Consider the following 24,223-nt stretch of genomic DNA (forward strand, 5'->3'; position numbering starts at 1 on the left):
GGATGGTCGGTGCGGTTAGGAGAACCAAATCAACGCCTAAGCCGATGCTGAATACACTGGCGAAGGAACTCGCGGGTAGGCCCGCACGACGTGCCGGAAAACTTCATCAGCTCGCATGCGCACCTCGGTCTCCTCGTAGGCATCAACTGGCAATCCGGTATCGTCGCTGTAAAGGAAGTCGTGAATGGCCAGGCTTACAGCATCTCTAGTCGCTTCCTTTTCTGTCCATTGGTCCACGCGCAGCTTCTCTGCTTTGAGAGTTTCGAGTAACTCCACAGCGACTTGCTTAATGCGTTTAATATCGACGGCAGTCAGGTCATCCTTCTTGAGCAAATCAAAGATTGCCAATGACTCTTCATCCAACCCTTCGCTGACCGCTCGCTGGGCTTCCTCGTCAAGTTCCTGTACTAATTGAAGCAGCGCTTCAAACGTCCGCTCAATAGTGACCTGGTCCTTGTCGCTGTTGTACTCTGCTACCACTTCCTCGTAATGCAGTTGCAAATCAGTGCGCAGTGGATTCTGCTGCAATAACATCGCGAGCCGTTGCTCGACTGCTTGCCTAAGGTTCTGAACCGTTGTTTGCCTTGCTGGTGTACGTGCGAATTCCTGCTTGAGGCGTTCAAAGTCGATTCGGCTAATATCGTACGGCTGCGATACGTCGTCTCGTGCGGAAGGGGTCGTCTCGATCGCTTCGTCGACAACTTTGTGAAGCTGGCGAATGATGTCGCTGATGTCCGCCTGTTCACGATCCTTCATCAATGACTTGTAGACGGCATTGATTGCATCTCGGTCCTCGCGGTAAGCATTGATTCCCTCCACATTGAGGCATGCCTTGAACTTCTTAAACACCACACGGCACATGATTTCGAATCGCTTACGCGACTCGTCATTCTCATTCGCAGCTTCCTTGCAAGCGACGATCGCAGCGGTGATAGCGTATCCGCTACTCTTGATAACTTTCTCTAACGGAGCGTTGCGATCACTGAGATAGGTTTGGACATAGTTGATAGCCTCAGCTAGCTCAGCCAAGAGTTCTTCGTCGGGTCGGGCTGGTTCAATTTCGCCATCATCCTCACCGGTACCCGCACCTGCGAAAGTCGCCAGTGCTTTGCGAAGGTGTCTCAGAATCCCACAGTAATCGACGATCAGACCGTTGTTCTTGTCTTCGTGAATGCGGTTGGCCCTAGCAATCGCCTGCATAAGCGTGTGGGCCTTCAGCGGCTTATCGAGATAGAGCGTTGATAGACTAGGCACGTCGAACCCGGTCAACCACATCGCACAAACAATCGCAACTCGGAACGGATGTTTCTCCTCCTTGAAAGCTTCGTCCAAGTCCATCCGCTGCATTTCACGAAACTCAGGCCTCTCACGCATCGCATCGGGCAGCTCAATGCCTTCTTTCACTAGCCGCCGATGTGGCGTGATATCGAGGCCCCACTTCCTGAAATTATCGACTTCGCCCTGATCTTCGCTGACCACCACCGCTGACCGAGTTTCTTGCATCCAGCTAATCTGCCTTTTCAAGTAAGCCAGTTCTTGCTCATCCGCTGTCTGAGAAAGGCTCTTTTCAAGGGCTGAGATGCGAGCATTCCAGTGCTTCTCAATTAGGGCGTGCATGCGGACGCATGTAACCTTGTCGATGCATACCAACATCGCCTTGCCGGTTTCCCACGCTGTGGAGTAGTGCTGCACAAAGTCCTGAGCAATCTGATCAAGTCGCTTTTCAGCAGTGATCACGTGGTAGTCACGTTTTAGCTCTTGCTCTAGCCGTTGCTGCACGTCGATGTCTTCGGTCTCTAATTCCTCCAACTTCGCCGCGACGCGCTCGTTCAGATCGCCGATAGCCACTCCCAGGTCATCGCCGCGGGCATCATAGTACAGTGGAACCGTCGCGTTATCATCCACTGCCCGCTGGAAATCGTAGGTCGATACATAGCTGCCAAACACTCGTCGGGTAATCTCGTCATCGCCAAACAAAGGAGTGCCGGTAAAGCCCATATAGCTGGCATTCGGCAGGGCGTTACGCATGTTCAGAGCCAAGGTGCCGTACTGCGTCCGATGGGCTTCGTCCGTGATGACAATGATATCGTCTCGCTGGGTGTACCCTTGCTCGGGAGCGACATCCTGATTGAATTTCTGAATCAGAGAAAAGACATAAGCCTTGTGCTGACTCAGCAACTGTCTCAGGCGCGTCCCGCTATCGGCACGGCAGGGGTCGCTATCGTTGTCCACGACACCGCAGCCCGCGAATGTTTTATAGATTTGGTTGTCGAGATCAGTCCGATCCGTCAGCACCACGAAGGTAAAGTTGCCGCCAAGCTTACGACGCACTTTGCGGGTAAACATGACCATCGAGTAGCTCTTTCCGGCTCCCTGCGTGTGCCAGAAAACCCCGAGCTTGCCTTCGCGATCCTCTCGCTCACGGACTGCTTGGACGGCCTGATTGACGCCGAGAAACTGATGGTTGCGAGCCAGGATTTTGATCGTCTTCCCCGGCGAATTGTCGAAAAGGATGAAGTTCTCAACTAGATCGAGAAAGTTTCGCTTCTGACAGACGCCACGCAGCACGGTCTCCATATCGACAACGCCAGGCTCTTGCTCTTCCAGACGCTTCCAGTCGTTGAAGTGCTCCCACTGACTAGTCAGCGAGCCAACCTTTGCCTTCTCTCCGTTTCCGAACATGACCACCGCGTTGTGGTGGAATATATGCGGAATCGTATCCTTGTAGTCTGAAAAGTTCTCTTCAAAGGCTGCTCGCAGATTGCGATGCACTCCTTTGCACTCGATGAACAGCAGTGGGATTCCATTAACGAAGCCGATAATATCCGCCCTCCGGCGGTAGAGGTCTCCACGGACCCACAATTCCCTGACGCACAGAAAGTCATTCTGCTCCGGATCGTCGAAGTCAAACACGCGAAGTCGTCTTTGGACTCGCTCGCCCTTGTCGTCTCGATAGCGAACCTTGACGCCATCGACGAGCAATTCATACTTCTCTCGATTCGCCAAAACGAGGCTTTGTGCTGCCTCAACTTCCACAAGCTGGCGAACGGCATCGTCGTAAGCTTCTTCAGGCAAACGAGGATTCAGATCACGGAGCTTGCCGCGCAACACTCGTTTTAGGACCACTTCCCGATCGGAGTCTCGCCCCAACAGGCCGTCGCTGCCGAAGGTTTCCTGGTTGTACGCATAGACCGATCGCCAGCCGAGCTGATGCTCGAAACACTCCGCGGTCGTCCGCTGTACCAGGTTGTCTTCATCATACCGAGGCATACTTTTCTACTCTAATCAGCGGCTCGGCTAGTCGCCGTTGTTCTCCAGTTGTTTTTCCAGGGCTTGCCGAATCAGTCCCAAGGCGTAGGGAATCTCATCTTCGGTGCTCAGGAACACGTGAACATCGCCATTGCCCCACCTCTTCTTACCTTTGAGGTCCACAGCAATACCCTTGGAGTCCTCGATTTCGTGGAACTTCATGTTTAAGGACAGACGCAAGCGTTTTCTCCGCACCACGACATCGACGAAGTTCGTTTCTGCTTTGTATGCCACGTAGTACTTCAAGAATTCCTCGTTGACGCAATCGTCTAGCGACAGAATCTCCTGTCGCAGCTTATCGAACAGCGGGCGCATCACCGAGCCGTCAGAGAGTCCTTTTTGGTCCTCGATCGTGTAGTGGCTCTTTGTGACCCTCTTCTTGGGGCGATAAGCGTCGAGTGTCTCTTCAGGTAATTTCGGCGAAATCCAAACCTGCTGAGCAATCTTTGCTAAGCGGTCCGCTCGCTCACGAATCGTCGATTCATTCCAATCGTCAAGCACGCCCAGCCCTTCGTTGACTTTGAGTGGGCTCTGCTTAAAGCCTCCCTTCATATCTCGCTTTTCCGCGAACGACTTCGCTCCGTACTCTGAGTTGTATCCTGTCAGGGTGAGGTTTCCCAAAGTATGCAAGTATTCTTCTTGGATACGCTCCCACTCAGGTCCCAGCGACTCGCACCATTGGGGTGTCAATTGATCCTTCTGTGGCATGATGTGCTCGATGGTGTAGTCTGCGACGTGCACTTGCTCTTTACGCTCGAAGTTTTCCAGGCGACGCAGCCAGAAGCTACGGCTGCGAAAGTTGTAGAGGTCTCTCACCTGAATTTCTCGTCGGAACTCTTCATCGCGTGGAAAGCGACGGTAAGAAGGCAACAGCAAGAACTGTGCGAGAATGCTCTCCAGATAGTTGGTTTTATCGAGCGACCGATGGAACGTGCCGAAGGTTTTATTCATTGAGTTGGTTGGAATATTGCAGACTGCCCGTCGGAATGCGTAGCTTTCCACAAGCCGCACGACCTTCTCCATCTCATCTTCTGAGAGCAGCCCCTCCTTGAAGTCATGATAGACCTCAAGAAGGAAAGGATAGGCAACGTCGACCTTCAAAGCACGTAGGTCACTCAGCGCTTTTCCAACCTTGGTTTTTCCTTCAGGTCGCAGCACCATCTCGCAGTAGTAGTCAGCAAAAGTGTGAATGTCGGCGACCATCGCTTCCACGCCCGCCTCGACAACTTCTCTACGATTCGCATGGAGACGGAATGCTTCGTAGACGTTCTTTAGCTTTGGGATTTCCCCCGTCTTCACGGTGAGATAGTTGCGCATGAACGCGTCGAAAAACTCGCCGTACGCCTCTTGGCCGAAGGCCACTTCCATCGGTCGCCAGTGGTCGTTGTAAAGTTCAGTTTGCTGCTGCGGTGGGAGCCCCATCAGAACATAGTTGCGGATCAAGTCCGCCTGGCTTAGTTCCTTGCCAGTTGAGTTCATGCTCTCAAAAATGAGCTGCGGATTGTCAAGCTTTCGATCGAGAGCGACGTCGACGACCACCAGCTTAGCCAAGCCCTGCCAGAGGTCAGTAACATCGCCTAGCTTATCGATCTTATCCAAAAACAACTCGAAGTTTTCTTGAACTCGCACTGAGTGTTTCGTTGGGGGTGGCTTTTGATCGACTAGTGCCAACAGCGTGGACTTGTCATTCTGAGTAAGGATCAGCTTGTAGCCGAGTTCACCGTCTTCTTCCGGATTGAGCAGATAGTAGTTTCTCAGTTTCTTTGCGGAGAAGCCCGCTAGTCGGTCCTCGCTCGAAATGTGCCTTGCTAGCGCTTCTAGTATTAGGGTTACGGTAGTGAGCCGCTGCTGGCCATCGATGACCAACAATTGGGATTGGGTTGTTACCGTATAGAGGCCTTGTTCGATGTAAACGATCGATCCTACGAAGTGCGCGGGCACATGGTCATTGCGACCCGTTCGCAGAATATCTTCCCACAACTGCTCGCATTGTGATTCGGTCCAGGAGTACGTCCGCTGGTAAATGGGAATAATGAACTGCGGTGACTTCTTAAGGAAATCGAGTAGTTTTGTCGCAGTGGCTTTCATGCTTCTCTCTTTGGATTCATCCCTTTAATGCTCAATGCAAGACTTGAAAATGCCATCTACGACTTTGTCACTGGTTGTGAGGGAGTGATCGACGCAGGTGTCTGTGAGTTTGAAAACCAATGCTCTCTAGCAGCCAAGGGGGGCGAAAATTGCGTATAACCGTCATTTTTTCTCATCTCACGAGGGACTTCTATGTTTGTGTACGGGCTGAGTGTCGAAAGGCATCTTGTGTACGGCAGAACGCATTTTGTCGTACACAAGATGTTTTGTCGCCATTACATTAGGCGCTATGTGTCCGCAGCTCAGAGAACTTTCTTCCCTTCCGCAATGTTGATCAGGTCAGCAAAGGCGTAAATCGCCGGTCGCCTCCCAGACCCCTGGCGGAGAACTCGAATGACGCCCTGATCGGTCAACGCCCTAAGTAAATTGTTCGCCGTGCCACGATTCTCGATGCCACTCAGTTTGGAGAAGTCGCCACTGTTCAGCACCGGACGATTGAAAAAGGCATCGAGTACAGCCGAGGCATACTGCGAATGAGTGGCTTCTACGACCTGGCTCTTCATCGAATCGTAGAGGTCGTGAATTTGCTTCGCTTTGTCGTTGTTGCGAACTGCCTGCACTTCAATCGCTTTTAGGAAAAACTCGATCCAACCCTGCCAGTCCCCGTTATCGGTGATTACTTTCAGTCGATCGCGATACTCTTGGTCGGCTTCGGCCAAGTACTCGCTGAGGTAGAACATGGGCCGTTGCAAGACTTGTTTCTGGTAGAGCAGCAGTGGAATCAGCATTCGTCCCAAACGGCCGTTGCCGTCATTGAAGGGATGGATAATCTCAAACTGGCCATGGACGACCGCCAGTTGCACCAGCGGGTCAGTATCGTCAAGGGCGATGTATTGCTCAAAGTTCTCCAGCGCGTCGAGCATCTTCGCTGGCGAGGGGGGCACAAAGCGGGCCTGGTCGATGGTCTGGCCGGACTTGCCAATCCAGTTTTGCGTGGTGCGAAAGGCACCTGGCGTGCAATCACCGCCCCGCACATTGTCCATGAGTAACTGGTGCAATTCGCGCATCAACGCCAGCGACAGCGGTCGATGCTCAAGCGCCCCTTCTCCGACGAGTAGTGCCTTTCGATAATTGAGCACCTCGTGAATGTCGTCCTGCTTCTCTGGATCGTACTGCTCGCCCGCCTCGTGTTGTAGCACTTCGGTAAGCGACGCCTGCGTGCCCTCAATCCGGGATGAGAGCACCGCTTCCTGGCTAGTCATTGGCGAGAGCAATACCGCCGGATTGATCATGCTGGTGAGCGTGCCATCGTATCGGGCTAGTGGCAACATTGCTCGGCTGCTGAACCGAGCTAGCCGCTCCCAGTTCAATCCGCTCAGGGGCAACAAATCAGGTAGGCAAGGTGACTTACTCATACGGCAATCTCCCCGCTCATTAGCCGCGGCAGCAACAAGTCGCGGGCGACACTGAGGAATTCTGAATGCTTTGTAAGCTGATCGATCTGCTTTTGCACCGCGGCGACAGCTCTTTCGAATAGATCGAGTAGAGTGCTGTTTGGAACCACTACTTTACGACTATGCGCATAGTCGCGATTGAGGCCTGGAACTGCCACATCTGTATTGATGAACTTCGTGTTCAACAAGGCGTAATAGAGGTAGTGACTACAATCTTCAGGCTCGATGAAGTACACGGTATCGATCGGATGAAAATCACTGCTACTCCAAAACACACTCCCTACATTGCCTTTCCGACCAACGATAATTCCTGGTCCCTTGACTAGTGCCTTGGTGTGAGTGCCAACAATTCCGCTAGACCCAAAGACAGGAAACTCGCCGGGGATACGGCTTTCCTTTTTCAATGCCTTACCATAGTGAAACGGGGCAATATCCTTCAGCGGCTTCCGCTCCCACCCCTCCGGCACACCGTCTTTGATCTTCACGTGCTCATGCCCGGGGAAGCGGAGGTGGACGAACCACTCCTTGTACAGCAGCCGCGCCGACTGCTCCAACAACGCAATCCGCCGCCGGTTGTTCTCGATGAGATTGTCGTAGGCGGAGAGGATGTCCGCGATGCGCGATTGAACAGCAATATTTGGGATCGGGAACTTTAGGGAGAGCAACTTTGACTGGCTCAGGTTATCCTGCGCGGCACCCTGCGTGAACTGTTTGAAACGCTTCTGAAGTAATGCGTCAAAGAGGTACTTGATAAAACGGCCGTCTGCTTCTTTGTCATTGGGTTGAAAACCTATAACACTGTCCGGAAAGCACGCGTCAATACCTAGAATCGCTGTGTCGGCGATGTTCGCCGCAATCGTGATGCAAAGTGTGCCGGCTGGCCATAGCCGACTCTGTGCCAGTCCCGCCTCGCTGTAGGTTTGCGAATAGCGGGAGAGAGTTAGACCAGCATGCTTTATGTCGCCAGTTTGTACAAACGGGTAAGGGCCCCCGTACAGATGTGCAGCATCGCGGGGCCGATGACGTGAACGTCCCCTGCTGACGTATCCTAATTCGTCGAGACTCCTTGATGCCCAATTCATAGCTGCGAAACCTCAACACAGCCACCATTGGCGTACCAGGTGTAACTAACACCTTCTGCTCTGAGATTCAAATACACTCCAAGCTTGAATCGGAAATCTCCTTGATCGGTAGTGGCCCCCTTTAGTTTTCTGTCGTCGTCATCATTAGCCAACACTGGCTGATTCTTCTTCAGTTCAACAATTAGGAGATTGTGATCGTTGCTTTGCCTTCTATGAACGATAATGTCAGGACGCTTCCCTTCCTCTTCGGGGACTAAGCGTTTCACCTCATTCATGTTTTTATTGTATTCAATGTCTACGTGGTAACTGTGCTTGCAGCGGTGACCCATCCCTTCAGCGATGTAGCTAGCTAAGTGATGAGAAATAGCGACTTCGTGCACGCCTCTTTCAATCAGAGAGTCATCGTTCTTATACAATTGATCCACGGCATCGCGTACCAATCCCATTAGCTCTTGCTGATTCATACCCCCAACTCCTCGAAGTTCTTTTTGATCCTCGCCGCCAATTCGACGGCTTCGGAGTTCAGATCGTTCAGCTCAACGTGAATCTCCCGTAGGGCGTCTTCAAAATCAAAGTCCTCGTCCACTTCCTCGGGGGCGACGCCCACGTAGCGTCCGGGGGTGAGGCTCCAGTCGTTGGCTTCGAGTTCCGACTTGTCGACTAACTTCACGAGACCTTCCACATCGCAGAGCTTGGCGTCGGGGAAGCGTTCGACCAGCCAGTGGGCCTGTCGCCAGAAGTAGCGGACTTGCTTGAGCGACTCGACGGCAAGCTGCCGAGTGGCGTCCGCCTGTTTGCGGGCCGTGTTGATTTCGCTTCGCGGCCAAAGGTCGTTTGCCTTGGCGTCGCAATCGCCTTCGCAAGTTTCGATCAGCCGAGCAGAAAGCTTGTACAGCAAGTCCGCCTGCTTCACCAGCCCGCGGCTCGACTCGGCGAGCGGCTCCGACTTTTCGGTGAGCTTCTTGAGCGCCGCCGCACTGTCGGGGGCCTGCTCCCACTGCTTCGCTAGTTTCTCAAGATCATCGTGGAACGCGGTTGAGTCGCTTGCGAATAGCTTTTGCTCTTTCTCCAGTTCTTTGAGCGTCTCCGCATGGGGGCCTTCCTTGGAGAGCGTCTCCAAGAACGGCTGCATCAGACTGTGAAGCTCAGCAAGGGCACGCTCGAAATCGGGCAACGGGTGTAGTGGGTCCTCGTCGTCCGGCTCCCATTGGAAGCAGCCAAAGCCCTCCTCGATCATCCGACCCAGGTATCCCGACCACAACTCCAGGAAACGCGATTGCTCATCGCGGTACAGCCACACAATCGCCAGCAAGTTCTGCTCTTGCTCAGGGCTGAAGTCGTAAATCTTCCGCGTGACTTTGCGATACACATTGCGGGCGTCAATCATCAGCACCTTGTCTTGGTGCTTGGCGGGCTTGTCGCGGTTGAGGAACCACAGCTCGCAGGGGACACTCCGCGTGTAGAAGAAGTTGCTGCGGATGGCGATCATCAGATCGACATCGCCCGTTTCCACGAGCTTCTGCCGCACCTTCGCCTCATCCCGCCCGGCACTACTCGCCTGGGAAGACATGACAAACCCGGCCCGCCCCCGCTCGCTCAGGTAGGAATAAAAGTAGCTGATCCAGACGTAGTTGCCGTTAGAGACTCGCTTCTCTTTGTTCACGCCGGGTAGGCCAAAGGGCAGCCGCGGGTCGGCCTTGATCTTCTCCGCATCGATCTCGTCGACATTGAACGGCGGGTTGGCCATCACATAGTCCGCCTTGCCCACCAGCTCGTGCGGCGCTTCGTAGTAGGTGATCGCCTTCTGAATGTCACCTTCCAGGCCGTGGACCGCCAGGTTCATCTTGGCGAGCCGGATGGTCGTACCGTTTTTTTCCAGCCCGCGAAAGGTGAGCCGCTCGGTCGGGTTTTCGCCTTGCTCTTCGACGATGCGAGCACTTTGCACAAACATCCCGCCACTGCCACAGGCCGGATCGAGCACGGTCCCACCGGTCGGTTCGAGAACGTGGGCAATCAGGGAGACGATCGAAATAGGCGTGAAGAACTCACCCCCATCATGTGCCTTCTGGTCAGCGAACTGTGTGAGGAAATACTCGTAGATGCGACCGAAAACATCACCGGAGACTTTCTTCAGCTCATCAGGATTGAGCGTCCGCAAGAGTCGCCCGAGGACCTCGTTGTCCAGTTCTTGGTAGTCCTGCTTCGGGAGGCTGCCGCGCAGGCTGGTGTAGTCCTGTTCGATCGAGTCCATCGCCTCGATAATGGCCCGGGCCCGATCTGCGTCGTCGGGCAACCCCACCAAGTAATCGAATTGAGCTTTCGGGCTCAAAAAGATCGCACTCTTTTGGGAAAAGTCGCCCTTTTCGAGTTCCCGCTTTTTCCCTCCGCGCGAAGGCAAGTTGGCCTCGATCTCGTCTTTGACTTTCAAGAAACGGCTGTAGGCATGCCGGAGAAAGACGAGCCCCATCACGGGGAAGAAGTATTCGTTGCTAGCGTAGTTGGAGTTGGAGCGGAGCTGATCAGCAGCGGACCAAAGGCGTTTCTCGATCGCTTCAATGTGTTCAAGTTGGGGCATAGCTGCTCGTCAGAAGAGTCGTGCGTTTCGATTCCGTAAGCTGCCGCTACTTGCATGACTGTGCGGCCAGATGCCCCAGTGTACCGAACGGCACCAAGTCGAGAAAGCAATCCTCAGGCGATCTTAGTGCAATCACCCCAGGGTCCCTGACATCGGTGTTCGCTAGAATACGACAAACCGATTCAGTCTTCCACGTTTGCCTTTCACCCTCTCGAATGCTCGCGACGGTTCTCTTTTCGAGCTGAGGGAACCTGAACTTTTCAGTTACACGTGCTGAAATTTCTCTTTCGACACGTCTCAGCTTCGTGCGACGGGAAAAACGGCTACAAAATTTTTTCACCGCGTGCATGTCGGGGGCTATCTAGAGCATGATTTTGGGCCGCATTGTCGCGCAATCCGCTGCCGTTTATGTGTCCTTTTGAATCGGAAATCCGACTAAACAATTCACTCTGTAAAGTACACAAAAGCGTCCCGCTCTTGAGATACTTGGGGGCTATTAGGTATGAAAAGACCCCGAAAAGCGGTCACAACCAGGTCTTGATGATGCCCATTTGTAAATCGAAATGTGCACATAAACGTACTTGAATGCGATGCGGCTGAAATCGACGTTTCAAACAGTTTTGGTCCCAATCTGCATCGTCAAGAACTAGGGGGCAAAAAATTGGGAGCTGCGATTGAGAAGTCGCTTCGCGCAATTATGAGCCGGGAGATAGCTGCCTATCTTACCAAAGAAATTCGGCTCCGTATGCCAAGCCGAGATAGCTAGGGACCCACAGTGAGCACCGGGTGGGGCGGTAAACTTTCTGGAAAGCGTGGGGCCCCTCGGAAGATAATTTTGACGACTCGCCCTCATGCCTTGGTTAAGACAGGCATTGCGTTGAGGTCCCACACGATAATATGGTACTGAACGGCAGTCCGTCGGTCCCGCTGCAATCGGCCTGATACGGACAAACATCCCTCGTAAGGCACACCTGGAGAGTTGCGCTGGTTTAAGACAAGCCGGATAGCACCACCGAAACAGGCCTACCGGCGTCTACGACGTCTCGCAGAGTGCCTCGCCAATGAGTGGTCCCATCGATTTGCAGTACTGATCGAGAAACCGCTTACCAGCATTGCGAGCGCCGCATGGATAGGCAGGTGCTGGCTTTCTATGCCTGCGAAGCTGTTCGCGGAGGCCGTCCACGCATGCAGTTTCTTGACGAATTTCTTCGTCGCCTTTAATAGCGGCATTGCTAGGAAAAAATAGCTGAGTATCGCTCCCTACACACTCTTCTAATACACGAACAATTCGAGGTTCGTCCAAATCGGGCTTGTAGCTATCTCCCCAGCCGAATACTACAAATCGAAGGCGCTCTTTGCCGCGGGGGAGGTGGGGGACATCGTCAGTGTCCTTTTTCGATTTAACGAGTTCTCTCCACATTCCTAAGGCACAGCCTGCGTTCAGAGCGTCCCTAATGTACGCAAGGTTCAGAATCTGGATATAGGCATGCTTCTTTAGTTCATTTTCTACCGCTTTGCTTTTAGCATGCACTACCCCCAAGGCGTGGTCGAGCACCTTTTCCAAGTGTGGGAGTAGCCTCTCATCGTTGTATGTAAGAGCACCCCAGGGCGCACTCTTACTTCTCTCCTCTATTGGCTTAGCGGTACCTGGATTGATCAAGAAGAAGGCTCCGACACAGTGACCAAACTCTTCGTCGATGTTTACGCTTTGTTGGTCAAAATACATTCTCGTATCCGAGCGTCGCTCGAAGCTAATGCTCATTTTTTCGGTTTGAAAGGCACCAAAGACACGAGCCATCTGCAAACTCTCCAATGAACCATCGGTGTGTAGCGCGCCTGCATTGGCAGTCTGCGGGGCGAAGACGAGCATGTATTGTAGCAGTGCAATAAGCAGTTTCCTCAGTTCTGCTTACGAGTTCTAGCGGCCCGCAGATCTAGGCGTCACGACAGGGAGCACTTTCAAGCGATTTGAGAATAATGAGAACGCTTCCCGCCTTTTCACGTCGATCGCACCATCGCCATGATCCCGGCTTTGACAGCATTAGGCAGGTCCGACCACTTCTCGATGACACTCTGCAACTCGGGGTCTATGGGGGCAATTTCTCGTACAACTGCTGCGCCATGTGCTGCGCTTGCCTCAAAATCTTCGTCTTTCCCCTGGTTTAAGCCACTATTCAGCGGAATCATAATCCGCGTGTCGGGGGTTCGAGTCCCTCCACCGCTACTTGCGTCTGTGGACGCAATTTCTTGGCGTTGTCTCTCACGCTCCGGCAGTGATTTGTGCGCTTCAACGCTGTTCTCTGCTGCCTGGGCTTCTTTCTAGCAGCGCAGTTTCCCATTGGAAGTGATGGATTGAATCGATTGTATGGATTGCGTGAACTGCAAGTAGATTGCAAGGTCGTGGAGGCAAGCTACCTTTTCAGAGCTAGCCCGCAAGCAACCTGAAGATGCCCCCATGAAGACTCGGCTCCGACCTCTATCGCACGATTCGTCTCCGCAGCCGATCGATGCTGCGCGCTCAGCCGAAGAGTCTTTGCTTGCCTTGGAAGCCGGTTTGAGAGAAGTGACGTCCCCAAATGTGGAGCAAGCCTCAGAGGCGAAGCAGGTTAACATTGCCCATGTGCCCTCAAAGCGTCCCGTTGCGCGAATTGTCATTGCGTCAATTTTGGCGATGGGCTTGCTCGCTGCCGGATACGTGGTTTGGTCGTGCTTCTTTCGGTTCAGCGCTCACGGAGTCGTGGTGGCTCACTCTGCTGAACTGACTGCACCATGGGCGGGTTGGATCACAGAAGTTCACATCAGATCAGGCCAGTCTGTGCAGCAGGGCGATCTCCTAGCTACCGTCGTGAACCCCGATCTTGATGCATCTGCAGAAGCGCTGGAAGACCAGCTTCGCATGGCTCAGGCAGAATTGAATGGGGAAGAAGCTCGTTTGAGGGCAAGCTTTCTCGCTCGACAAGACCAATATCTGCAACTGAGATCACAGTATCTTGAGCTGCAAGGAAGGCTGGGAACGGAGACGGCAAAGAGCGAAGAATTTCTTGCAAACCGAAGTCGATTAGAGCCGCTTCTTGATTCTTCGATCGTAAGCGAACAACGAATCGAATCCTTGCGCTCTCGCCACGAGGGGAGTCGCTCACGCGCCGCTGCTTTGCAGAGCATGATCTCCACGCTGGAGAAACGCCTGGAACAGGCTCCGTCACAGGAATACGACGCTGCTTTGCTCGGCCCCATAGAAGCTAAGGTCGATCAACTCACAGCGCAACTAGAACGGCTTAGACTGAAACGCGAGCGGGGAGCGATCCGCGCTCCTTTTGCAGGAAAGGTAGTGAGAGTCCACGGACATGTAGGCGAGCCTTGTAGCTTCGAGCGACCGATCATCCAGTTACTTGACACCGGCTCTTTTGAGATCCAAGTCAATGTCGAGGCGGATCGCTTAGTGCAATTTGCCGTCGGAGAGCAAATTGAAGCTTTGGTAGGCAGAGCGCAGTCCGCTGTCACTTGTGATATTGAGGCTGTCGGCCCAAAGTACGAAGAGATCGCGCCGCTCGGGACTAATAGTACTGCGAGGCAAAAACTTATTCCTGTCTACCTAAAACTTCCTCAAGATTTGCCAGAGGGTTTGATCTTGCGTGACGGCGAGATCGTTCACATCCCGACCGTGTGGGGGATTTGAGATGAATCTAGAATCAAACCTGCTAGAGGGACGCGTCGAGAACTCAGGAAGTGTCGCCACCAATAGTGGAAGTCTGAAGCCTTGGCATTTACTGCTCGTTGAAGGCGACGTTGTCGATGCAATGAAGACGAAACTTGCCCTGCACGAGCGTTTGCCCGTTGACTCGACACTTCACCACGTCACAGCATTTAGTTCTGCCCTGAGCCATCTAGAAGGCCACGCTGCAGATGCGATTCTCGTAGGATATTCCTTTGTAGAATCGCAAACCGATGCCCCCTTGCAGGAACTTATTCAGAATCCCAGTGGCGTTCCCGTTGTGATCCTCTCAGGCGAGAGTCACACGGATGCGGTGATGCGAGCGGGACGTCTCGGAGCGAGGGACTTTCTCTCGAAAGATCGAGTTACTGGCGAAGCAATTGTTGGGGCACTTCGGCCGATTGTTCTTGGTAGTGAAGGTAAAGCGGAAGGCAACCCTGATGAAAGACGCATGGCGGCACGTCATGATTCAGTGGCTGCCGCGGTCGTGCTACCGATCGATGCTGCCGGCAAGCCAGGCAGCGAGATTCCTGCAAGCGTTGTGAACATCAGCCGGCTAGGTATTGGCGTCCTCGTTGAGCGCGACCCGCAAGACATTCCTGATCTCTGCGTCATCGGAGTGGAGGACCGTAGCGGCAGCTATCACTACGCTTCTGTTGAGTGGCGTAACCGACGGCTTGCCCTCCCAGCAGTGCACTTGGGAGGAAAGTTCCTCACCGGCGAAGACGATCCGCTAGATGCACGTCAACTCACGCCGCAGTTCGATGCGAAACGCTTGCGGTACTCGGCACCCATGGATGCTGAAGTCATACGTGAGTGGAGGTCTGTCGGCGTTCTTCGTTCGTCCGTTGTCGATCGGGTTAAGAGTTGTTCAAAGTGTTATTCACTTCTTAGTTATCGGGATGGTTGTCCCGACTGTGGTTCGTTCGATACGGAGCCTACTCCCCTCATCCACCACTTTGCGTGTGCTCACGTCGCTGCTGCAGAAGAGTTTGGTCTTGGCCAGATTGCTTGCCCAAAGTGCCGTTCCGGCAACCTAGTAGTCGGTGCTGATTACGAGTATCTCGCCGGACCGCGACGGTGCCGCGAGTGTTCGTGGAGCGACTCGGAACTGGTACTCATTGCCGAATGCATGGGCTGTGGCAAGCGCAGTAATTCCCGCGAAACAGTAGAGAAGGACGTTGTGGCCTACTATGTTAATCGACTGGATCCACTGGATTTCATCCCGGACACTCACTGAGTTACTGTTCGTCACGTGGCCTCTGCTGTGCATCGATGGACTGCGCTATGGCCTTTCGACCGTGCTGATGTGTCTCATTGACGCGGTGCGCGACGGCTTGCGCTGGTTGAGCGGAGCTGCGGAGCCGGTGTGCGATTTTCGGCCAGAGATCTGTGTGGTGCTCGCTGGACTAAACGAAGCCGACACGATCGGAGAAACTCTTGCCTCGGTATGGGGTAGCTATTCTCCCATGGAGATTATTGTCGTCGACGATGGTTCGACTGACGGCATGGCTGATGTAGCACAAAAGTTTGCTGAGAGTCACAGAGGGGTTCTTGTTATTCGCAAGCAGACCAGGGGGGGGAAGTCCTCGGCACTGAACTGTGCCCTGCCCTTCGCGAAAGCTCCAATCATCGTTTGCGTCGATACGGACTCGCACCTCGAGCCGGGGGCTATCGCACGTATTGTTCAGCCTTTCCGCGACTCTCAAGTTGGGGCCGTCTCGGGTGCGGTCGTGGCACGCAACGCGAATACTAGCTTGCTCACGCGATTACAGTCCGCGGAATATCTTCGCTCGGTTTTTATTGGTCGGCTACTCAGTTCACGATTGGGAATGCTGAGCATTGTGTCTGGTGCCTTCGGAGCCTATCGTCGGACAGCTTTGGAGCGCACCGGGGGCTGGGATGTCGGTCCGGGTGAAGACGGTGACTTGGTGCTTAGACTTCGTAAGAGTGGGTGGAAGGTAAAGCATGCACCCTACGCACAATGTTTGACAAACCTCCCGACCGCTTGGCGAACCCTATTCAAGCAGCGTCGCCGTTGGGAATGGGCAGCCGTGACATTCGAGTGCAGAAAACACATTGATTTGGCCAACATTAGAAGCCCGGGGTTTCGTCCGTCCAATTTGGCCATCTTGGCGGAGACTTGGTTCTTTCGCATCTTTCTCACCTATACAGCGGCAGCGACGACCCTGGTCATGATGGTAGTTAACCCACAGATGCTGTGTTACGTGTTGCTCACGAACTACGTGGTGTACGTTATCTTGGAAATCGCCCAATGGTTGGTCGTGATGTACTACTCACCGAAGCCCGAACGCGACTTCTGGTCCGTGCTCTGCGCGCCGCTACAGCCTGTCTATTTCTTGTTTCTCAAAGCGGCTTCCCTCGTCGCTTACACAGAAGAATTCCTCTGGCGTCGCTCCTATCGCGACACGTTCGTTCCAACTCATGTGAGTCAGAAGACTTGGCAATGGTGAGTGACGCGCCTTTTTGATCCCTCGATGGATTGTCGCAAGCCAACCCTTAAGATCGTTATCTGTGGTTACACTAGTCGTGGCAAGTCACTCGACCGGAATCTTGAGCAGATCGTTGGTGGATCATCGATGATATTCCTGCTTGGGCGAGCTGAGCTTTGAGTTTCCCATACTCGGTCTGCAGTCAAAGGTACTGAATACGAAGGGTATCTGCGTTTTTCTTGGGAAGTGCACTCCCTTGGTTGGCGGCGTGCCATTCTGTATCGTAGGGTTCCCTATAGCGTGTCTCTCACGCAGATAACTAGCCCGAAGCAGCCTTGTCACTATGCGGATTACTCTTCTCAATCAGTACTATACTCCCGATCTCGCTCCGACGGCTCACCTGTCAGCTTCTTTGGCAGAGCATCGCGCTGCTTTGGGCGACGAAGTCCGTGTTCTGACTAGTCGTGGCGGGTATGTCGATGCGTCGGATGTGGCGGCTTCAGAGTCTTCGGGCAATCTGAAAGTCTCCAGGCTTTGGACTCCTCGCTTTGGAAAAAAGTATGCCTTGCTGCGGATCATGGATTACGCGGCGTTCTACCTCCAGACGCTGCTGCGAATGATCTTCATGAAGCGGCAGGATGTGATCATTACGCTCACGACGCCCCCGTTGATTGGGCTGACGGCGGTCGCTCATCGAATCCTCCATCCGAGCACGAAGATCATTCTTTGGAACATGGACTGTTATCCCGATGTGCTTGAGCAAGTCGACATGGTGAAATCGGGCGGCATCGCAAGTCGCTTGTTGCGTTTCCTCGTGCGGCTTCAGTTTCGTTGGGTTGATCATTTGGTTACCCTCGACGAAGCAATGAGCGATCTGCTGCTTCGGCAATACGAACCTTCAAAGCGTAAGCTACCGACGACCGTTATTCCCAATTGGGAACGCAGCAGCCTGTTTCCCAAGGACGAACAGTATTCCCCTTGGACGCCGAATGACTCGGAAGCGTTTCGCGATAAATTCGTCGTTCTCTATTTGGGTAATACCGGGTATGGGCATGAGTTTGAAACCGTAGTGCAAGCGGCGGAACAATTACGTGGGGATGCTCTCGTCTTCCTGTTTGTTGGTGGAGGCAAGCGGTGGCAGATGCTGGAGGAAGCCAAACGAGAGAAGAACCTCGACAATTTCATTCTGCATGGTTACGTTCCTAAAGAGGAAACTCCTCAGGTGATGAATTCGTCGGATTGTGCGTTGATTACGCTCTCCGATTCCAGTTTGGGGATTATGAGTCCCAGCAAGATGCACTCAAATCTAGCCTGCGGACTTCCCATTCTTTATTTGGGGCCGCAAGGTAGCAATGTGGATGAAGCCATTGAAACCTTTGATTGCGGCGAAAGCGTGCGGCATGGCGAGGTCGATCAAGTGGTTGCTTTTTTGCGTCGTTGCGTTTCTGATGACGAGTATCGGATGCAGCTCAAGTCTAATGCTCGAAAAGCTTTCGATAGTCGATACTGCGATGACAAGACCCTGCCAATGTTCGATGCGATCATTGAAGAATTGGTCCAGCAGTAGTCCGTTGCGTTAAGTTTTCTCCCCGAGGTCGATTTTCATGTGCGCTAAAAGATTTTCACTTGCGTCACTCTTGGTTCTGTTCTGTTGCGATTCGATCAGTTACGCCGCTGAGGCAACGGCGACGAAGGAAGCTAAGACCAAGAAGCCTGTTGTGCTCAAGGTGGGTGACGCGGCTCCGAAGTTTGCAGGCGTGACAGATCGGGGGAAGAAGTGGAAGTCTGAGGACCATGTTGGTAAGAAAATCTTAGTCGTCTATTTCTATCCGGCTGATATGACGGGCGGATGTACGAAACAGGCTTGTAGTTATCGCGATCTCATCAAAACGATGGTGCAGGAGGGAAGTCAGGATGAGCTTCCTATCGAAGTCATCGGAGTCAGTGGTGATTCGGTCGAGAATCACAAGCACTTTCGCGAGGAATACAAGCTGAATTTCACGTTACTGGCCGATCCCAAGGGCGAGATCGCCAAGGCTTTCGGGGTAAGAATGGGTAAGGGAGGAACCGTCAACTGGCAACTCGACGGCATGCCCATCGAGCTCGTCCGCGGCGTTACTACGGGCCGTTGGACGTTTGTTATCGGGCCAGATAAAAGAATCGCTTACAAAAACGAGAAAGTGAAACCGGCAAAGGACGCTGCCCAAGTGATGAAGGTTGTCGCAGGGTTGAAATCGAAGAAGTCGTGAAAAGTAAAAGTATTGAACCACAGAGAGCACGGAGGACACGGAGTTTTGAGCTAGGTTGATCGTGTCTCAGCACCTCCCTCCGTGAACTCCGTGCTCTCTGTGGTAAAAACTAGAAGTCATCCGCTTTGACATACGCCTCTACCAGAGCCTTTTCCCCCTCGGCACCCGGTTTTGAATTACCGTGTTCCATGCCCATCACGCCTTCAAAACCTTTCTTGTGAATGTGGCGGAAGACGTTGCGGTAGTTGATTTCGCCGGTGCCAGGTTCTTTCCGGCCCGGGTTGTCGCCGCATTGGAAGTAGCCGATCTCGCTCCAGGCCATGTCAATGTTGGGGATGAGGTTCCCTTCTTGAATCTGCTGGTGGTAAATGTCGAAGAGGATCTTGCATGAAGGGCTGTCGACCGCACGGCAGATTTCGTAGGCCTGGGGAATCTTGTTCAGGAACAAGCCCGGATGATTCGCCCACCAGTTTAAGGGCTCGAGGACCATCACCAGATTGTGCGGCTCGAGGATCTCGCAGCATTGCCTGAGGAGGTCAACGCAGTGGGCCGTTTGGTAGCCCGGCTCAAGGCGGATGTTCACCTTGTCCGTGACGACGGTCATCCACTTGGCGTTCACCCGCTTGGCGACTTCGATGCTGTCGCGAATGTCTTTCAGGACTTTCTCCCGCTCACCCTTGTTCGTGCCCGTGAACGAAACGGCGTTGAAGTCGCCATGGGCGACGAACACGCCCATCGTCATACCGTTGTCCTGCATGATCTTGGCGGCCTGCTCTTGCACCTCGACCGATCGCTTCTTCATGCCGTTGTCTTCCCAGGCGGTGAAACCCAAGTCGGCTGCGTAACGAAGCTGGGCGAGGTAATCGTCGCCCGCTGAGTGCTTGAATTGCCCCGGATGGGGAGCGTACTTTAGATTGAAATTGTTCTTCATGGTGGCTTCAGAACCTGCAGCTTTCGCTGAGGGCTGCTGGGCTTGCAATTGAGAAGTCGTTAGAGAGGCCAAACCAACACTCGCGGCGGCCAGGCCTGTCGATTTTAAGAGTTCGCGTCGATGCATGGGAAGAGTTTTCAGTTGTCAGTGTTCAGTTTTCAGTAAGCGTCTTCAAGCCGGAAGCGTAATTCTCACGGTTCCCTCTCCTGCTTGCGGGAGAGGGCTAGTGTGAGGGTTTTGCACTTTTGCACCAGATCACGATTCTAACGTGCAAAAGTCTGCCCCGGTGTCTTTGGGGTATCGGGCGGTAAGGATGCAGCAGTCAGGGGTTACGGCATTTTGAGCAAATCGGCCGTCCCGACTTTTGCTTTGCAGAAGTCGTCCCGGTGTGCAAAAGTCGCAATGTTTCTCGCTCAAACGATTCACCACAGACCATGTGCGGGCCTCAGCTTACCTTAGCGGCTGGCCTGATTTCAACAAGAATCTCGTGAGAGCAGCGAAGTCCGACGGCGGTTTATCAGCAGGCTTGTAAGGCCTAAGCCGAGAACCAGTAACGCACTCGGCTCGGGCACGATCGAAAATGCAAAGGGAAACGCTTCAGGACCGGTCGGCCCGGCAACCGTGACAACCCCTTCGAAGACAAATGGCGAAGCACTCGTCCGCCGTGCGAACTGAAAATTCGTTTGGGGGCCATCATCGGTTGTGTCCATCCATAGTCGGGTCGCACAGGAATCAAACGGACACGTGTCGCGAAAAGTGGTTCCTGGTGTCGTAATCCACGAGTCAGCAGCCAGAGCCGGAAAGACTTCCAGGAATAGTGGGTTCGGCGGAGCAGTGTCAGATCCAGCTGCGTTATTGTAGATGAACTGAGACCCGACAAGTGAGGTAGAACCTGATGCAAGCGAAACGATGTCGGCGTCTGAGGACAAGAAAAAGTCATAGACACGACTCTTCGGTGAAGGTCCTCCCTCATCGGCGACTTCCTCTGAGGTGACGGGGCGGACCGTTGGGCCAGCGAACGTCACCTCAGCAGCATGCAGGCCGTTGGCTAGGCTTATCGCTAAGCATGTTGCCATGATGAGGTGTCTGAGCATCTTTGCTACCTGTGGCCAGGGTCTCTACCTAGAAGTGACTCCGTCACGACGACGAACACCCAGCATGCCGATCACGCCGAACGCTCCCAGAATCAGGCTGGTGGGTTCCGGTCCGAAGTGAAATCCAAAAGGAATCTCTTCAGGCCCATTCGGACCGGCTACGCGGAAAACGCCTACGAAAGCTCCGCCCAGCCCGCCGCCGATGGTGAGTCGGGCGAAATGAAAATCGTTCTGCGGCCCGTCATCCGTGACGTCGAACCACGAGACATTGTCGTCACCTAATCTTCCACTTGTGATTGCCGTAGAACCGGGAGTTGTGATCCACGAATCGATCTCCAGCAGTTTGAAGACTGGAAAGAATACAGGATTCGGCGGAGCGATATCTGACCCGAGGGGAGGGGCAACATTGAATATCCCGTAGCTGAGTACACGAGCGTCGTCGATACGCAGGATATCGGCGTCGGACGTGAGATAAAAATCCCTTACCAGGTAGTGATCTGGCGGCCCATCGGGAGAAGCCACCTCTTCGGGCGTCACACGTCGGACTCGCTCTGAACGATACGTAACCGTTGCGGCATCAAGGCGCGGCGTGAGTAGGCACACAACGGCAATTAGCATTGGAAAGGGTTTTAGCATCGTCGTCGATCTTTCGAACGGGGGAGGTTAGTTGCCAATTCCACGGCAACGGTTTCCGGCAAAACTTAATAGTCCGATTGCGAACAGTGCCAAACTAGTCGGCTCGGGAAACGGCATGATGGGAGGGCTGAAGATGATGTTGAAGGGGAAGCTCTCGGGGCCGTTTGCGCCAGCCACGCTGACGACTCCGCGGAAGGCTCCGACTCCGTCGGCGGTGAGGCGGGCGAAATGGAAGTTTTGCTGCGGGCCGTCGTCGGAGGTATCGAACCACGAAGCGTTGTCGTCCCCCAAGCTGCCTCCGGCGGTTGCCGTGACGCTGCCGGGCGTTGTGATCCAAGAGTCGGCGCCGAGGGCTGGGAAAACCGCGACAAAGGTTGGATTGGGCGGAGCGGTGTTCGAGCCAAGGGGACTGTTGTAGAGCTGGCCGCTCCCACTGAAAAGCTCGACGAACACGTTCCCGACCCGCAGAATGTCAGCATCCGAGGAGAGGAAGAAGTCGTAAACGTAGCTGTCAGGTAACGGCCCGTCGCCTTCAAGTTCTTCAGCCGTAATCTGTCGAGCATTGCCAAAGTGAAAGTTCACCTGGGCAGCCTTCACGTGAGTCGTGAGAACCAATACCAACGTAGCAACGAGCAGGGCGGGTTTTCGCATGATGAACGCTTCGAATCCTTTCGTGGAAGCTATTAGCGGGGTGTTTCGTGGCGGCGACGGACACCCAGGGTTGCGAGCATCCCGAGACCGAGCAAGGCCATGCTGGTCGGCTCGGGGCAAAAAACAATGATCGAAAACGGAACGATCTCTGGACCGTTTGCTGCAGATACGCTGACAACTCCACGAAAAACAAACGTTGGGCAAGGGCCTGCGACGGTGAGCCGTGCGAAATGAAAATTTTGCTGCGGTCCGTCATCGGTTACGTCGAACCACGAGACATTGGGCTCGCCCAAGTCACCACCGGCCGTTGCCGTGACAAGGCCTGGTGTGGTGATCCAGGAGTCAGCTGCTAAGGAAGGAAATACCGTAATGAAAGCTGGATTTGGCGGTGCCGTATTCGAACCTATGGAGTTGTTGTAGAGCCCTGAACCTTCAATGAAGACATCACCAATTCGCAGGATGTCAGCATTAGTAGTCAGAAAGAAGTCGTGGACAAGATGGCCATCTGGTGGGCCGTTGGTATCAGCGACCTCTTCTGGAGTGACCTGCCGCGATTGAAGTGAGAAAGAAACCTCGGCAGCGTTTGCATGTGTGTTGAAAACACAGATAAACGTGGCAGCTAGTAGGGATTGTCTACTCATCATGATCCGTTGGTTCTATGAGAGAAAGCTATTGATGGGGCGTTTCGCGGCGACGACGGATGCCCAAAGCTCCGATCATGCCTAGGCTGAGCAAGGCTAGGCTGGTCGGTTCGGGAATGGAGAACTGATAGGCGAACGGAAATGTCTCCGGGCCGGTGTCTCCGGCGACGCTGACGACGCCTCGGAACCAGCCACCTGCGTTAGTGGTGAGGCGTGCGAAGATGAACTGATTCACAGGTCCATCATCGCTGACATCAAACCATGAGGTGTTGTCGTCTCCTAGATCGCCGCCGGTAAGCGCCGTGCCGCTGCCCGGGGTGGTGATCCAGGAGTCTGCCGTCATGGTGCCGGGTCCAAAGCAGACAAGGCAGGGCTGCGGCGGAGAAGTGTTCGAGCCCAGGGGGTGGTTGTAAAGCGGACTTCCGGCTAAATCGAGGAACACATCACCGATCCGCAGAATATCAGCATCGGAGGTCAGCGAGAAATCAAAAACGAAGTTGTCAGCACTAGGACCGTCGGTCTCTGATATCTCGAAGTCAGTAACCGGCCGGACACGTAACGGATGGAAAGTGACTTCAGCCGCATTGACTTTTGCTGTGCTGGCGAGCAAGGCGAAAGCAACCACGGGGAGTGAGCAAGCTTTCATGACAAAGTTCCTTTTGTCTGGAGGGAGCTACCGGGCGGGACTGGCGAAGTTCAGCGGTTGAACGTTGCGACGACGCACGCCAATCAGGCCGAAGCCGGCAATGGCGGCCATGACGAGGGTGGTCGGCTCGGGGCACGAGCCGCATAGAGTAAAACGAAACGGAAAAATCTCTGGACCGTTCACTCCAGCTACCGAGATGACGCCACTGAAGTTGTAATAGGAAAGCATGTCCAAAGTGAGACGGGCGAACTGAAACATCTGTTGGGGGCCGTCATCAGTCGTGTCGAACCACGAAGAATTGTCGGCGCTAAAACCACCCCCGGCAATCGCCGTGTCGACTCCAGGAGTTGTGATCCAAGAGTCGGCACCTAACGCAGGAAATACGGCAACGAAAGCAGGATTTGGCGGTGCGGAATCAGAGCCAACAGCGTTGTTATAGAGAGTCTCTGGACCACGCGATGGTCTCAGGGTGACGTTACCGACTCGCAAGATGTCGGCATCGGTAGTCACGAAAATGTCGTAGACAATGTCCGCGGATCGGGGAACGCCATCCGTCCGCTCCTCGCTTGATACCGGACGAAAACCTCCATGAAATGAGACGGTGGCGCTCAGAGCCTGAGCATATGGTACGAAGACGAGACAGATTGCCAAAATGAGCTTGTTCATTACGGTTTCCTGCTTTGAGCTGAGCATTTCTGAGTT

Annotated in this window: 19 protein-coding genes; 5 read left to right on the forward strand and 14 right to left on the reverse strand. The window is 53.8% G+C overall.

Annotated features, from left to right (window positions below; translation table 11 throughout):
- Window positions 1-36: 36 nt before the first annotated feature.
- The 7 genes from RIB44_20235 to RIB44_20265 all read right to left on the reverse strand — a co-directional run bounded on the left by RIB44_20235 (window position 37) and on the right by RIB44_20265 (window position 12,306).
- The gene (locus RIB44_20235) at window positions 37-3,270 is read right to left on the reverse strand and encodes a type I restriction endonuclease subunit R (GenBank protein ID MEQ8618910.1); all 3,234 of its coding nucleotides are present in this window, start codon (window positions 3,268-3,270) and stop codon (window positions 37-39) included.
- A 27-nt stretch (window positions 3,271-3,297) separates the two neighbouring features.
- Complete coding sequence (locus RIB44_20240; GenBank protein ID MEQ8618911.1) at window positions 3,298-5,397, reverse strand: DUF262 and DUF1524 domain-containing protein; 2,100 nt, start codon at window positions 5,395-5,397, stop codon at window positions 3,298-3,300.
- 302 nt (window positions 5,398-5,699) lie between these two features.
- Window positions 5,700-6,812: a Fic/DOC family N-terminal domain-containing protein gene (locus RIB44_20245; protein MEQ8618912.1), complete on the reverse strand. Its 1,113-nt coding sequence runs from the start codon at window positions 6,810-6,812 to the stop codon at window positions 5,700-5,702.
- The gene (locus RIB44_20250; GenBank protein ID MEQ8618913.1) at window positions 6,809-7,933 is read right to left on the reverse strand and encodes a restriction endonuclease subunit S; all 1,125 of its coding nucleotides are present in this window, start codon (window positions 7,931-7,933) and stop codon (window positions 6,809-6,811) included. The genes RIB44_20245 and RIB44_20250 overlap by 4 nt, the downstream gene beginning before the upstream one ends.
- Window positions 7,930-8,397, reverse strand: a complete 468-nt coding sequence (locus RIB44_20255) for a hypothetical protein (protein ID MEQ8618914.1) — start codon at window positions 8,395-8,397, stop codon at window positions 7,930-7,932. Before RIB44_20255 ends, RIB44_20250 begins: the two co-directional genes overlap by 4 nt.
- Window positions 8,394-10,508: an N-6 DNA methylase gene (locus RIB44_20260; protein ID MEQ8618915.1), complete on the reverse strand. Its 2,115-nt coding sequence runs from the start codon at window positions 10,506-10,508 to the stop codon at window positions 8,394-8,396. Before RIB44_20260 ends, RIB44_20255 begins: the two co-directional genes overlap by 4 nt.
- 1,033 nt (window positions 10,509-11,541) lie before the next feature.
- Complete coding sequence (locus tag RIB44_20265; GenBank protein MEQ8618916.1) at window positions 11,542-12,306, reverse strand: hypothetical protein; 765 nt, start codon at window positions 12,304-12,306, stop codon at window positions 11,542-11,544.
- 657 nt (window positions 12,307-12,963) lie between these two features.
- Between RIB44_20265 and RIB44_20270 the strand changes: the two genes are divergently transcribed.
- The 5 genes from RIB44_20270 to RIB44_20290 all read left to right on the forward strand — a co-directional run bounded on the left by RIB44_20270 (window position 12,964) and on the right by RIB44_20290 (window position 18,922).
- The gene (locus RIB44_20270; protein MEQ8618917.1) at window positions 12,964-14,184 is read left to right on the forward strand and encodes a biotin/lipoyl-binding protein; all 1,221 of its coding nucleotides are present in this window, start codon (window positions 12,964-12,966) and stop codon (window positions 14,182-14,184) included.
- 1 nt (window position 14,185) lies between these two features.
- On the forward strand, window positions 14,186-15,460 hold the full coding sequence (locus RIB44_20275; protein ID MEQ8618918.1) for a hypothetical protein: 1,275 nt from the start codon (window positions 14,186-14,188) through the stop codon (window positions 15,458-15,460).
- Window positions 15,414-16,694, forward strand: a complete 1,281-nt coding sequence (locus RIB44_20280) for a glycosyltransferase (protein ID MEQ8618919.1) — start codon at window positions 15,414-15,416, stop codon at window positions 16,692-16,694. Before RIB44_20275 ends, RIB44_20280 begins: the two co-directional genes overlap by 47 nt.
- Before the next feature lie 322 nt (window positions 16,695-17,016).
- Entirely contained in the window at window positions 17,017-18,240 is a 1,224-nt protein-coding gene (locus tag RIB44_20285) for a glycosyltransferase family 4 protein (protein MEQ8618920.1), read from the forward strand.
- Between the two features lie 37 nt (window positions 18,241-18,277).
- Window positions 18,278-18,922: a peroxiredoxin gene (locus RIB44_20290; GenBank protein MEQ8618921.1), complete on the forward strand. Its 645-nt coding sequence runs from the start codon at window positions 18,278-18,280 to the stop codon at window positions 18,920-18,922.
- 109 nt (window positions 18,923-19,031) lie between these two features.
- Here the strand turns inward: RIB44_20290 and RIB44_20295 are convergent, their stop codons facing one another.
- From RIB44_20295 to RIB44_20325, 7 genes are all read right to left on the reverse strand, one after another.
- Entirely contained in the window at window positions 19,032-19,979 is a 948-nt protein-coding gene (locus tag RIB44_20295) for a TIM barrel protein (protein MEQ8618922.1), read from the reverse strand.
- A 347-nt stretch (window positions 19,980-20,326) separates the two neighbouring features.
- Window positions 20,327-20,929, reverse strand: coding sequence for a PEP-CTERM sorting domain-containing protein (locus RIB44_20300; GenBank protein ID MEQ8618923.1), 603 nt, complete (start codon window positions 20,927-20,929; stop codon window positions 20,327-20,329).
- A gap of 42 nt (window positions 20,930-20,971) precedes the next feature.
- Window positions 20,972-21,583: a hypothetical protein gene (locus RIB44_20305; protein ID MEQ8618924.1), complete on the reverse strand. Its 612-nt coding sequence runs from the start codon at window positions 21,581-21,583 to the stop codon at window positions 20,972-20,974.
- A gap of 27 nt (window positions 21,584-21,610) precedes the next feature.
- Entirely contained in the window at window positions 21,611-22,234 is a 624-nt protein-coding gene (locus tag RIB44_20310) for a PEP-CTERM sorting domain-containing protein (GenBank protein ID MEQ8618925.1), read from the reverse strand.
- A 32-nt stretch (window positions 22,235-22,266) separates the two neighbouring features.
- The gene (locus RIB44_20315) at window positions 22,267-22,875 is read right to left on the reverse strand and encodes a PEP-CTERM sorting domain-containing protein (GenBank protein ID MEQ8618926.1); all 609 of its coding nucleotides are present in this window, start codon (window positions 22,873-22,875) and stop codon (window positions 22,267-22,269) included.
- Between the two features lie 28 nt (window positions 22,876-22,903).
- Entirely contained in the window at window positions 22,904-23,521 is a 618-nt protein-coding gene (locus RIB44_20320; protein MEQ8618927.1) for a PEP-CTERM sorting domain-containing protein, read from the reverse strand.
- Window positions 23,522-23,548: 27 nt separating this feature from the next.
- Entirely contained in the window at window positions 23,549-24,187 is a 639-nt protein-coding gene (locus tag RIB44_20325) for a hypothetical protein (protein ID MEQ8618928.1), read from the reverse strand.
- Window positions 24,188-24,223: the final 36 nt, after the last annotated feature.

The organism is Lacipirellulaceae bacterium (genome assembly GCA_040218535.1).
In the GTDB taxonomy this organism is placed as follows: Bacteria; Planctomycetota; Planctomycetia; order Pirellulales; family Lacipirellulaceae; genus Adhaeretor.

Coding starts and splice junctions, on each gene's coding strand:
- RIB44_20280 (MEQ8618919.1), top strand. CDS start 15,414: ATGTTAATCGACTGGATCCACTGGATTTCATCCCGGACACTCACTGAG.
- RIB44_20295 (MEQ8618922.1), bottom strand. CDS start 19,979: ATGCATCGACGCGAACTCTTAAAATCGACAGGCCTGGCCGCCGCGAGT.
- RIB44_20245 (MEQ8618912.1), bottom strand. CDS start 6,812: ATGAGTAAGTCACCTTGCCTACCTGATTTGTTGCCCCTGAGCGGATTG.
- RIB44_20305 (MEQ8618924.1), bottom strand. CDS start 21,583: ATGCTAAAACCCTTTCCAATGCTAATTGCCGTTGTGTGCCTACTCACG.
- RIB44_20255 (MEQ8618914.1), bottom strand. CDS start 8,397: ATGAATCAGCAAGAGCTAATGGGATTGGTACGCGATGCCGTGGATCAA.
- RIB44_20320 (MEQ8618927.1), bottom strand. CDS start 23,521: ATGAAAGCTTGCTCACTCCCCGTGGTTGCTTTCGCCTTGCTCGCCAGC.
- RIB44_20310 (MEQ8618925.1), bottom strand. CDS start 22,234: ATGCGAAAACCCGCCCTGCTCGTTGCTACGTTGGTATTGGTTCTCACG.
- RIB44_20290 (MEQ8618921.1), top strand. CDS start 18,278: ATGTGCGCTAAAAGATTTTCACTTGCGTCACTCTTGGTTCTGTTCTGT.
- RIB44_20250 (MEQ8618913.1), bottom strand. CDS start 7,933: ATGAATTGGGCATCAAGGAGTCTCGACGAATTAGGATACGTCAGCAGG.
- RIB44_20300 (MEQ8618923.1), bottom strand. CDS start 20,929: ATGGCAACATGCTTAGCGATAAGCCTAGCCAACGGCCTGCATGCTGCT.
- RIB44_20315 (MEQ8618926.1), bottom strand. CDS start 22,875: ATGAGTAGACAATCCCTACTAGCTGCCACGTTTATCTGTGTTTTCAAC.
- RIB44_20240 (MEQ8618911.1), bottom strand. CDS start 5,397: ATGAAAGCCACTGCGACAAAACTACTCGATTTCCTTAAGAAGTCACCG.
- RIB44_20235 (MEQ8618910.1), bottom strand. CDS start 3,270: ATGCCTCGGTATGATGAAGACAACCTGGTACAGCGGACGACCGCGGAG.
- RIB44_20265 (MEQ8618916.1), bottom strand. CDS start 12,306: ATGGCTCGTGTCTTTGGTGCCTTTCAAACCGAAAAAATGAGCATTAGC.
- RIB44_20325 (MEQ8618928.1), bottom strand. CDS start 24,187: ATGAACAAGCTCATTTTGGCAATCTGTCTCGTCTTCGTACCATATGCT.
- RIB44_20275 (MEQ8618918.1), top strand. CDS start 14,186: ATGAATCTAGAATCAAACCTGCTAGAGGGACGCGTCGAGAACTCAGGA.
- RIB44_20285 (MEQ8618920.1), top strand. CDS start 17,017: ATGCGGATTACTCTTCTCAATCAGTACTATACTCCCGATCTCGCTCCG.
- RIB44_20260 (MEQ8618915.1), bottom strand. CDS start 10,508: ATGCCCCAACTTGAACACATTGAAGCGATCGAGAAACGCCTTTGGTCC.
- RIB44_20270 (MEQ8618917.1), top strand. CDS start 12,964: ATGAAGACTCGGCTCCGACCTCTATCGCACGATTCGTCTCCGCAGCCG.